We start from the raw sequence: 11342 nt of genomic DNA, 5'->3' as shown, positions 1-11342 counted from the left end.
TCCTCCGCGATTAACCCAGGATACGCACAACAGCACGCTCCAGTCGCACAAAGGCTTCTTCAATATCTTCCAGCGGAATGTTCAACGCCGGCGCAAAACGCAGCACGTCCGGGCCCGCAATCAGGGCAATTAATCCCTCTTCGGCCGCGAGATTGGTCAGCGTTTTCGCTTTGCCACGCAGGGGCTCCGCCAGTTCCGCGCCGATTAACAATCCTTTACCGCGAATTGCCGTAAACAGACCGTGTTGCGCATTGAGCGCCTCCAGTCGGGCGACAATCAGCTGATGACGCTCGGCCACACCGCCCAGTAACGTTTCATCCAGCTGATCCAGTACGCTGTTCGCCACGGTAGCCGCCAGCGGGTTGCCGCCAAAGGTTGTGCCATGTGTGCCCGGCTGGAAGACCTGTGCCCAGGCTTCTTTCGCCAGCATAGCGCCAATCGGGAATCCACCGCCCAAACCTTTTGCGCTGGTGAGCAGGTCAGGCACCACGCCGTAGTGTTGATAGGCATAGAGCGTACCAAGACGACCCGCACCGGTTTGAACTTCATCAAAAATCAGCGTCGCATTGTGCTTATCACACAGTTCGCGCAGCCCTTGCAGGAAGGCTGGATCGGCAGGTAGAACGCCGCCTTCACCAATCACGGGCTCAACAATCACCGCGCAGGTCCGGTCAGAAATCTGTGCCGCAACCGCGTTAAGATCATTATAGGGGAGATGGGTAATATCCTGTGGCAGCGGTGCAAAGTCAGCAGAATATTTTGGTTGACCACCCACAGTGACGGTAAAAAGCGTACGGCCATGGAAGGCATTTTTGAAGGCAATGATTTCGCTTTTATCCGCACCAAAACGATCGCGTGCATATTTGCGCGCCAGTTTTAACGCGGCTTCATTCGCTTCTGCACCGGAATTACAGAAAAATACTTTGTCAGCAAAGGTCGCATTCACGAGTTTTTGTGCCAGCGTCAGCACCGGTTCGTTAGTGAAACCGTTAGCCATGTGCCATAGCTTATCGATCTGATCCTTCAGAGCCTGCGCCAGCACTGGGTTGCTATGCCCGAGGGAGTTAACCGCGATGCCTCCTGCCAGGTCAATGTACTCCTTACCCTGTTGATCCCAGACGCGTGATCCTGCGGCTTTAACGGGAATAAAAGGTGCCGGCGAATAGCAGGGAACCATATATTTATCAAAGTATTCGCGATTAACATTGCCTGACATAGCATTTCTCCTGAAACTTTTTTTAACTGTGACGATGCCTGCCCGCAAGCATCAATAACATAAGAAAAACTTTTACCCTTTCGGATAACGCAATAATTTAACGTGCCCCTTTTACGTGTTAACAGGGACATCCTTTTAAAGAGATGTGAATAAAAAAAGCAATTTTAACTTAATTCATCGGTGAAAAATCCCGCTTAGTTTTCCTCATAGTGGTTCTGCACATTAGCAAAGTCAATATGCAAAAACACCTGTTTATTCACTTCATGACAACCTTCAAAGATCTGAAAAATCAGAAAAAAATTCTCACTTATGCACTTTAGTGAATAAAATGTGCATATAAATGCACGCTTAGCGCGTGTTTTTAATGCTTATTTATTCATTTAAAAATGCGGGTTTGGTCGCGAAAAAGAAAAAATGGGCGATAACAATAAACACCTTTTATTGCAAAAGTGTTAAATTTAACAGCGCATAGTGCATTCCATTATGTTTCCACGGATTCTCAATATAAATAACTCTGATCAAACAGGCTTTTTATGGAAAAGTTATCTTACGCTTCAGAAAGCAGTACATCTCCCTGGACTACCTACCTACGCCAAATCGATCGCGTTGCACCTTACCTCGGTGAACTGTCACGCTGGATTGAAACGCTGCGTCATCCTAAACGTGCATTGATTGTCGATATTCCTGTGCAAATGGATGACGGTACTATCCGTCACTTTGAAGGTTATCGCGTACAACACAATCTCTCTCGCGGTCCGGGTAAAGGGGGGGTGCGCTACCATCCGGATGTGGATCTGAACGAAGTGATGGCCCTCTCCGCGTGGATGACCATCAAATGTGCTGCCGTCAATCTACCGTACGGTGGTGCAAAAGGCGGTATTCGTGTTGATCCCTTCTCGCTTTCAGAGGGTGAACTGGAGCGTCTGACGCGTCGTTACACCAGTGAGATCGGCGTGATTATTGGGCCACAAAAAGATATCCCAGCCCCGGATGTCGGCACCAACGGCAAAGTCATGGCATGGATGATGGACACCTACTCCATGAACCAGGGCACCACCATTACTGGCGTTGTCACCGGCAAACCGATTCACCTTGGCGGTTCCCTCGGTCGTGAAAAAGCAACCGGTCGTGGCGTATTTGTCACGGGTCGGGAAGTGGCTAACCGCGCGAATATCACCATTGAAGGTGCGCGTGTGGCGTTGCAGGGCTTTGGTAATGTGGGCAGTGAAGCTGCGCGCCTGTTCGCTGAAGCAGGTGCCCGCGTGGTGGTGATTCAGGATCACACCGCCACCCTGTTCAACGATGCAGGGATTGATATGGCTGCCCTGAGCGCATGGCAGGCGGAGCACAAACAAATTGCTGGCTTCCCTGGCGCGCAGGAGATCGATAAAGCCCAATTCTGGACCACCCAGATGGACATTCTGATCCCGGCGGCACTGGAAGGCCAGATCACCCGCGAACGTGCTGCCACCATTACCGCCAAACTGGTGTTGGAAGGGGCGAACGGCCCGACCTTCCCGGAAGCGGACGACGTACTAGCGGAACGCGGAGTGCTGGTCGTGCCCGATGTGGTATGTAACGCGGGAGGCGTCACCGTCAGCTACTTTGAGTGGGTGCAGGACATGGCGAGCTTCTTCTGGAGCGAAGAGGAGATCAACGCCCGTATGGACCGCATAATGACCGAAGCAATGGTGCATGTCTGGGAGAAAGCCGCTGAAAAATCCTGCTCTCTGCGCACCGCCGCCTACATTGTGGCCTGTGAGCGCATTTTGCTGGCACGTAAAGATCGCGGCATCTACCCTGGCTAAACGCGATTTTCGCGGCTGTTAGTCCCCTGAACCGGAAGTGCTCCACCACTTCCGGTTTTCTTTTGCCTGTGGCAATATATAAAACATATACGTTTTATATAACAGGTGCTTTATGGGTATCGTAAAAATCTCTGACCTGATGCATGAAAATCTGCGAATAGCGAGCCAGGCGATGAGCCGTTCGGTAAACGCGCAGGCGGAGCACTGGATGAAGCTCGGCATGCTCGCGGAGTTAAACCCGCAGCTGAGCCAGCATCAGTTGGCACAAGCGCTGGTTCGTCTGGAGCTAGAAGGTAGCGCCGATATCCGTCAGGTACTGCAAACCGTAACGCAACAGGAAGCCCGTGGATGAGTACAGTAAAATTACACACTGCTGAAGAGATTGAACTGGCGCGCGCCGCAGGACATGCCGCCGCTCAGGTACTGGCGATGATCACTCCCCACGTTCAGCCAGGTGTCACTACCGAATATCTGGATCAGCTGTGCCATGACTTTATTGTTAATGAGCTGAAAGTCGTCCCAGCCAATATTGGTTACCACGGTTATCAGCACACCAGCTGTACTTCGGTCAATCACGTGGTGTGCCACGGCATTCCGGCGGATAAAAAACTGAAAGCAGGCGATATCGTTAATATCGATGTGGCGATCATCAAAGATGGCTGGTACGGCGATACCAGCCGCATGTATTTCGTCGGCGAACCTTCTGTGCGCGCAAAACGTCTGGTCGAGATTACCTATCAGTCGATGGTGGCGGGTATTCATACCGTTCGTCCTGGTGCCACGCTGGGTGATGTCGGTGCAGCGATCCAGAAAGTGGCAGAAGGTGCCGGTTTCTCTGTAGTGCGCGAATATTGCGGCCACGGCGTCGGTCAGGTTTACCATGATGCCCCGCAGGTGCTGCATTACGGTCAGCCTGGCACCGGAATGAAACTGGAGCCGGGGATGATTTTTACCATTGAACCAATGATTAATGCCGGTAAAGCGGGTACCAGTTTGCTGTCAGATGGCTGGACTGTGGTCACCAAAGATCGTTCGCTATCCGCTCAGTGGGAACACACCGTGGCGGTGACAGAAACCGGTTTCGATTTGTTAACGCCATGGCCAGACGGTACTGGCAGCTACAGCGCGATTTAAGCATATAAAACAGGGCCGCTTTGGCCCTGTTTCTCGCTACATCTTTCCCCACAGCCTGATGCCGTTGCGCCCTGCTCGTTTCACCTCATACAGTGCGTCATCAGCGTGACGTAACCACTCTGACAGCGATGCGGCACTTTGCGCCGGCGCGATACCAATGCTGACAGTGCAGTAGAAGTCTGTTGATGCGGGTAGACGTAACCCATTGATGCGTTTACTCAGCGTTTGCGCCAACAGTGAAATGGTCATTTCATTGGCATCACGCACTATCACCACCAACTCATCGCCGCCAAAACGCGCCGGGATATCTTCCATGCCGACCTGGTTGCGCAACAGTGCAGAAATCTCAGATAACAAAAAGTCGCCCGCTTCATGGCCAAACGTGTCGTTAACTCGCTTGAAGTGATCGACATCGATCATCATCAGCCAGGCGGCAGTTTCACCACGCCGTGTTCGGAGGTATTCACTCTCCAGTCGGCGTTCAAACAGACGTCGGTTCGGGATCTGTAGCCCAGGGTCCATCAGGGCGATGCGTTCCAGCTCGCGATTTTTTTTGCGTAGATTCAGCGTGAGGTTATAGGACACCACGCTTAAAACCAGCATATAAAAGGTCGCCAGTGGCAAGGTCAGCCAAACGGTGCGTGCGCTAAAACCCAGGTGAATTGGCATCCCTTCCACTAACCACATCAGCACGAAGGCGAGCAGAAACGCCTGCATAGCGGCTATCAGCTGCGTCATCCCACCTGCGGCATAACGATCGGCGACTAACACCGCAATGATCACCAGAGAAGGTACCGGGCTTATCGCCATCACCGCCACCCACAATCCACCAAATGCGGCATCCAGTGTCAGATTCAGTTTTTCACGGCCCGTTGGGTCGCGTGAGCGAAGCGCCATACGGTAGGCCAGCCATGGCCAGACCCAGGCATTGATAAATAACAGTGCGCACAGTGCCCTGCTCTGCCCGGCTTCGAGTAACACAGAGAGGATCGGGAGAAAGCACAGGAACGTGCCTAGCTGGCGCATGACAAACATTCGTCGCACAAAGCGCGTGGAACGTAATTTTAACTGGCTCTCATCAGGTAAGTAGTAGTTCATCAATAAATATAATTATTCGGTCATAGTTGGAGTTTATCGGGAATCGTTCTTGTTCGGCGCGATTTTTTGCAAATTTCTATGTGTTGCACAAATTCAGCGTCTGTAAGCAGGTAAATATTAATGAATCATCCCCGACTCAGCCACTTTGCTGGCGTTTTGCCAAACCTCAGCCATGCTTAGAGTAACGGTTAACAGACCGACTATAACGAAAGCGTGACTCACCGCCTGGCGGTATTTTCGGGACAATCATGAATGACAGTAACTTCTCCGCTTTGTCAGCTTAGCTAATCGGGCTGACAAGTTAAGCCCATGCTGATAAATAAGGACAGCCGAATGACCACCTGCGTGATTCCTTCCTTGCAATCCTTTGTGACCCGGCTCTCGCCGCGTCAGGAAATTGAACGTCGTCTGGCCCAACTGCTGCCAGAAAGGGGCGATCAGGATCTGGTGAACCAGGCCATGCGTGAAGGCACGCTGGCACCCGGTAAACGTATACGCCCGCTATTGCTGATGATGATTGCAGAAGATCTCGGATGCAGTGCAAGCCATAAAGGATTAACTGACCTCGCCTGCGCGGTTGAAATGGTACACGCCGCTTCATTGATGCTGGATGATATGCCTTGTATGGATAACGCAGAATTGCGGCGCGGACGTCCTACTATCCATCGGCAATTTGGCGAGAGCGTGGCGATCCTTGCAGCCATTGCCCTGCTGAGTAAAGCGTTTGCCGTGGTCGCCGCTGCGGATGGATTAGCACTGCGCGTGCGTAATCAGGCTGTCGCGGAACTGGCCGATGCGGTAGGGATTCAGGGACTGGTGCGTGGTCAATTTCAGGACCTGGCAGAAAGCCACCAGCAGCGTAGCCCTGAAGCCATTTTGCTGACCAATGAATTTAAAACCAGCATGTTGTTTGGCGCATCAATGAAAATGGCAGCCATTGCGGCGGGCGTTTCCAGTGACATTCACCACAGCCTTCATCACTTCGCACTGGAGCTGGGGCAAGCCTTTCAGTTACTGGATGATCTGTGTGACGGACACAGCGATACCGGTAAAGACAGCCATCAGGATATCGGCAAATCAACCCTGGTGAATCTCCTTGGAGCGCAGGAAGTCAAACAGCGTCTGGGCTACCACCTGCTGCGCGCGGACCAACATCTTGCCGCCGCTTGTGGTGACAATATGCGCACCCGCCAGTTTGTAAATAGCTGGTTCGAACAGAAGCTAGCGGCGGTGGCATGAGTCATTTTGCGGTGATCGCACCGCCTTTTTATAGCCACTTTCGGGCCATGCAAGCGCTTGCCTTGCAGTTAGTGGCGCGCGGGCATCGCATCACCTTCGTGCAACAACCGGACGCCGCGATCCTGCTGAACGATCGCCAGTGCGGCTTTTGCTCCACTGCGGCTGACCGTTATCCGCCGGGCTCGTTGCACAAGTTGATCCAACTCGCCGGTCATGCATCGGGTATTGGGCTGTTCCGACTGATTCATGCCTTGTCCAGTTTGACCGAAAATCTTTGCCGTGCGCTCCCCACTACGTTAAATCAACTGGCAGTGGATGGCGTGATTGCCGACCAAATGGAACCCGCAGGGGGATTGGTGTCAGAAGCGCTTGGCCTCCCGTTTGTTTCCGTTGCCTGTGCTTTGCCGGTTAATCGGGAAAACGGTATTCCCCTGCCAGTGATGCCGTGGATGTATGGCCAGGCCCCCTCAGAGATACAGCGTTGTCACGCCAGTGAAAATACCTATGACTGGCTGATGTCACGCCATGCCGAGGTGATTCAACGTTATGCGCACTATTTTGGCCTCCCTGCACGTCGCTATGCGCACGAATGTTTGTCGGAGCTGGCACAAATCAGCCAACTGCCGCTGGCACTCGACTTTCCCCGTAAGCAACTGCCCCCCTGTTTCCATGCGGTAGGGCCGCTGCGCACAGTGACAGAAGCCTCCGCGCCTCTGCCGATTGCAGAGAGATCGCCACGCGTTTTTGCCTCTTTAGGCACGTTACAAGGGCACCGTTTACCCTTGTTTAAAACGTTTATGCGCGCCTGCCAACAGCGCAAAATTCCACTGACGATTGCCCACTGTGGTGGCCTGACGCCGCGCCAGTGTGCTGAATTAAGCGGTTTTCCTGATGTTGAAGTAACTGATTTTGCGCAACAGGAGCGTGCTTTGCAGTCCGCCAGCGTGGTAATTAGCCACGGGGGATTAAATACCATGATTGATGCGGTACAACAGCAAACGCCGTTGCTGATTGTCCCACTGGCTTTTGATCAACCCGGCGTGGCGGCCCGAGTGACCTGGCACGGGATTGGACATCGCCTGTCACGTTTTACCAAAGCAGACGCCCTTGGCGAACGGTTAGAACAATTGATCGGCGACGAAGCCATTCACCATAACCTTGCGCGTTTACGCCCAGCGCTGCTCGCGGGTGGAGGTGCGGCACGTGCCGCAGCCATTGCTGAACAAGCCCTGCTTTCTCGTCATCGCATCACTGCTGAGGTCGGATGAACAGACCTGATTTCGATATTATTCTGGTGGGTGGAGGCCTGGCGAATGGCCTGATCGCCTGGCGTTTACAGCAACAACGTCCAGGCCTGCGCGTACTGTTAATTGAGCAAGCCACGCAGATTGCCGGTAATCATACCTGGAGTTTCCACCATCACGACCTGACGCCCGAGCAGCATCACTGGATCGCTCCACTGATCAGCCACCACTGGCCACATTATGATGTCCGCTTCGAGGCCTGGACGCGCCGCCTTGACAGCGGTTATTACAGCATCAGCGCCGATCATTTTGCCCAGCAGGTCAGCCAGCTTGAAGGTCTGCAATGTTTTCTTCAGGCTCACGTCACTCAGGTGCAACCCAATGAGGTTAGGCTGGATGATGGAATGGTGTTACACGCCCGCGCAGTGATTGATGGACGAGGCTTTTCGACCGATAGCGCGTTAAAAACCGGCTATCAGCTTTTTGTGGGCCAGGAGTGGACGTTACAGCAAGCGCACCGCCTGACCGGACCGATACTGATGGATGCGACCGTGGCGCAGCAGGGGGGCTATCGTTTTGTCTATACTTTGCCACTGTCATCGCACCGTCTGCTGATCGAAGATACCCATTATCGTGATGGCGGGATGCTCGACACCGATCAGGCAAAACGCAATATTCAGACGTATGCCACGGCACAGGGTTGGCAACTTGCGTCACTGGAACGTGAAGAACAGGGTGCCTTGCCAATCACGCTGGATGGGGATTTTGAGGCTTTCTGGCATGCGCGGCGCGAACAAGCATGCAGCGGATTACAGGCAGGTTTGTTCCACGCAACCACCGGCTATTCACTGCCTCAGGCGGTAGCGCTGGCCGATCTCATCGCTCTGACACAGCCGGAAGCCACCGCCATGTATGCCGCTATTCATCAGTTCGCTCGCCAGCATTGGCGTAGGCAGCGTTTTTTCCGTGCGTTGAATCGAATGCTGTTTCTCGCAGCACCGGCCGATCAGCGCTGGCAGGTCATGGCGCGTTTTTACCGTTTAAACGCACCGCTGATCCAACGATTTTACGCCGGAGAGTTAACCTTCAGGGACAAAGTTCGCCTGCTGGCCGGAAAACCCCCGGTGCCAGTGCTGGCCGCAGCTCAAGCCCTTTTCAAACCCGATTACCCGCAAGGAGTGAGATGAAATCAGCCATTGTTATAGGCGCAGGATTTGGTGGACTGGCCCTGGCAATTCGCCTCCAGGCTGCGGGCGTTGCGACTCAGCTGTTCGAACAGCGGGATAAACCCGGTGGTCGAGCCTATGTCTATCAGGATCAAGGCTTTACCTTTGATGCGGGGCCAACAGTCATTACCGATCCCACCGCCATTGAAGCCCTCTTTACCCTTGCCGGTAAGCGGATGGCGGATTACGTCGAGTTATTGCCGGTGAAACCGTTTTATCGCCTGTGCTGGGAAGATGGCCAGCACTTTAGCTACGACAATAATCAGCCACTGCTTGAACAGCAAATTGCCCGCATCAATCCGGCAGATGTCAAGGGATATCAACGCTTTCTCGCCTATTCACGAGCCGTGTTTGCCGAAGGCTATCAGAAACTGGGCCATGTACCGTTCTTGTCATGGCAGGATATGGCCCGCGCCGCGCCGCAGCTGATGAAGCTTCAGGCCTGGCGCAGCGTGTGGGATAAGGTGGCGAGCTTTATTCAGGATGACCATCTACGCCAGGCTTTTTCATTTCACACCCTGCTGGTGGGCGGAAACCCGTTTACCACCTCGTCTATTTATAGCCTGATTCACGCGCTGGAACGTGAATGGGGAGTCTGGTTTCCTCGCGGCGGTACCGGCGCGCTGATTGCAGCCTTAACCAAACTGTTTCGCGATATCGGCGGCGAGATAATTTTAAATGCCGAGGTTGAGCAACTCACCACCAATGGCAATCGGTTACAGGGGGTTATCTTGCGTGATGGCCGCCAGTTTACCGCGCAGGCGGTCGCTTCCAATGCAGATGTGGTGCATACCTATTCTAAACTGCTGCGAGCGCATCCTCGTGGTCAGCGGCAGGGCCATAAGCTGGCGCAAAAGAGCATGAGTAACTCGCTCTTTGTCCTCTACTTTGGTCTGAACCAACCGCATCCCCAGTTGGCCCACCACACGGTATGCTTTGGACCGCGCTATCGTGAATTGATCCATGAGATCTTTAACAGCGATCAACTGGCGCAAGATTTCTCGCTTTATCTGCATGCGCCTTGTGTGACTGACCCTTCCCTCGCTCCGCCTGGCTGCGCCAGTTTTTATGTGCTGGCACCCGTGCCGCATTTAGGCACCGCCGATATTGACTGGTCAACAGAGGGACCAAAATTGCGCGATCGCATCTTTGCCTATCTGGAAGAACACTACATGCCGGGCCTGCGCGAACAGTTAGTTACGCAACGCATATTTACCCCGTTTGACTTCCGCGACACCCTGCATGCGTGGCATGGCTCAGCGTTTTCCCTTGAGCCGGTGTTGACGCAAAGTGCGTGGTTCCGCCCGCACAATCGCGACAGTCAGTTAAAAAACCTTTATCTGGTCGGTGCGGGAACCCATCCTGGCGCCGGTATTCCCGGTGTGCTGGGCTCTGCCCGCGCGACGGCCACGCTAATGCTTGAGGATCTGCAATGAGTGAAACGTTATATGACCATGCAACAGTCACCATGGCCGCGGGTTCGAAAAGTTTCTCCGCTGCCGCCAGGCTGTTTGATCCCGCCACCCGACGAAGTGTGCTGATGTTGTATAGCTGGTGCCGTTTCTGTGATGACGTGATTGACGATCAGTGGCTGGGGTTCACGACCCCGACGCCGAGCCAGATCGGGGCGGATCAACGTCTGGCACAGTTACATACCCTGACTCGCGAGGCATGGGAAGGAAAAACCATGCAGGAACCGGCCTTTGCAGCGCTGCAAGAGGTGGTTCAGCGTCATAATCTCTCACGCCAGTATGCCCTTGAACACCTTGAAGGATTCGCCATGGACGTACGTGAAACCCGCTATGTCACCTTTGAGGATACGCTGCGCTACTGCTATCACGTGGCGGGGGTGGTGGGTTTGATGATGGCACAAATTATGGGTGTGACGGATGACAAAGTCCTTGGCCATGCACGCGATTTGGGCATCGCTTTTCAGCTCACCAATATCGCCAGGGATGTGATTGAAGACGCCAGCAATGGTCGTTGCTACCTGCCTGACAGTTGGATTGCGGAGGCCGGATTAACGCGGGAAAACTACGCAGAAGAAGCCCATCGCATGGTGTTGGCAGTACTGGCAAAACGGCTGGTGACTGAGGCGGAGCCTTACTACGCTTCCGCGCGACAAGGTTTACCTGCCCTGCCCTGGCGCAGTGCCTGGGCTATCGCGACCGCTTCTGGCGTTTACCGAGCCATTGGCATCAAGGTGGTACAACGCAGCAGTCATGCGTGGGATCAGCGCATCTCCACCAGTAACGCAGAAAAAGTCGGGCTATTAGTGAAAGGATTGTGGGAGGCTTTGCAGTCACGCAGTCACAAATCTGCCGATCACAGTGAACGTTTACTGGCGAAAAGCGGCTCTCTCCCGCCAAAGTAGAGG

General features: G+C 53.7%; 10 protein-coding genes. 8 read left to right on the top strand and 2 right to left on the bottom strand.

Annotation, left to right across the window (positions count from 1 at the left end):
* Positions 1 to 10 precede the first annotated feature (10 nt).
* Positions 11 to 1216, bottom strand: coding sequence for a bifunctional succinylornithine transaminase/acetylornithine transaminase (locus tag F3J40_RS19710; protein WP_167017355.1), 1206 nt, complete (start codon positions 1214 to 1216; stop codon positions 11 to 13).
* A 533-nt stretch (positions 1217 to 1749) separates the two neighbouring features.
* Between F3J40_RS19710 and F3J40_RS19705 the strand changes: the two genes are divergently transcribed.
* The 3 genes from F3J40_RS19705 (at position 1750) to map (ending at position 4158) form a co-directional block, all read left to right on the top strand.
* Positions 1750 to 3024 (top strand): Glu/Leu/Phe/Val family dehydrogenase, encoded by a 1275-nt coding sequence (locus tag F3J40_RS19705; RefSeq protein ID WP_017348688.1) that lies wholly within the window; start codon positions 1750 to 1752, stop codon positions 3022 to 3024.
* A gap of 112 nt (positions 3025 to 3136) precedes the next feature.
* Positions 3137 to 3376 carry a ParD-like family protein gene (locus F3J40_RS19700; RefSeq protein WP_167017352.1) on the top strand — a complete coding sequence of 80 codons (240 nt, stop codon included), beginning with the start codon at positions 3137 to 3139 and terminating at the stop codon, positions 3374 to 3376.
* Complete coding sequence (gene map, locus F3J40_RS19695; protein WP_167017350.1) at positions 3373 to 4158, top strand: type I methionyl aminopeptidase; 786 nt, start codon at positions 3373 to 3375, stop codon at positions 4156 to 4158. The genes F3J40_RS19700 and map overlap by 4 nt, the downstream gene beginning before the upstream one ends.
* Positions 4159 to 4194: 36 nt before the next feature.
* Here map and F3J40_RS19690 read toward each other — a convergent pair whose 3' ends face one another.
* Positions 4195 to 5256 (bottom strand): diguanylate cyclase, encoded by a 1062-nt coding sequence (locus tag F3J40_RS19690; RefSeq protein WP_167017348.1) that lies wholly within the window; start codon positions 5254 to 5256, stop codon positions 4195 to 4197.
* Between the two features lie 333 nt (positions 5257 to 5589).
* On the opposite strand from F3J40_RS19690, the gene F3J40_RS19685 reads away from it, so the two are divergent.
* Genes F3J40_RS19685 through crtB form a run of 5 tightly spaced genes read left to right on the top strand, consistent with a single transcriptional unit; the run spans position 5590 to position 11339 of the window.
* The gene (locus F3J40_RS19685) at positions 5590 to 6495 is read left to right on the top strand and encodes a polyprenyl synthetase family protein (RefSeq protein WP_167017346.1); all 906 of its coding nucleotides are present in this window, start codon (positions 5590 to 5592) and stop codon (positions 6493 to 6495) included.
* Complete coding sequence (locus F3J40_RS19680) at positions 6492 to 7763, top strand: glycosyltransferase (RefSeq protein ID WP_167017344.1); 1272 nt, start codon at positions 6492 to 6494, stop codon at positions 7761 to 7763. The genes F3J40_RS19685 and F3J40_RS19680 overlap by 4 nt, the downstream gene beginning before the upstream one ends.
* Positions 7760 to 8926, top strand: coding sequence for a lycopene beta-cyclase CrtY (crtY, locus tag F3J40_RS19675; RefSeq protein ID WP_167017342.1), 1167 nt, complete (start codon positions 7760 to 7762; stop codon positions 8924 to 8926). The genes F3J40_RS19680 and crtY overlap by 4 nt, the downstream gene beginning before the upstream one ends.
* Entirely contained in the window at positions 8923 to 10401 is a 1479-nt protein-coding gene (locus F3J40_RS19670; protein ID WP_167017340.1) for a phytoene desaturase, read from the top strand. Before crtY ends, F3J40_RS19670 begins: the two co-directional genes overlap by 4 nt.
* The gene (gene crtB, locus F3J40_RS19665) at positions 10398 to 11339 is read left to right on the top strand and encodes a 15-cis-phytoene synthase CrtB (protein ID WP_167017338.1); all 942 of its coding nucleotides are present in this window, start codon (positions 10398 to 10400) and stop codon (positions 11337 to 11339) included. Before F3J40_RS19670 ends, crtB begins: the two co-directional genes overlap by 4 nt.
* Positions 11340 to 11342: the final 3 nt, after the last annotated feature.

Source organism: Candidatus Pantoea multigeneris (genome assembly GCF_011752615.1).
Lineage (GTDB): Bacteria > Pseudomonadota > Gammaproteobacteria > Enterobacterales > Enterobacteriaceae > Pantoea > Pantoea multigeneris.
This window is presented reverse-complemented; position numbering and strand designations above follow the sequence as displayed.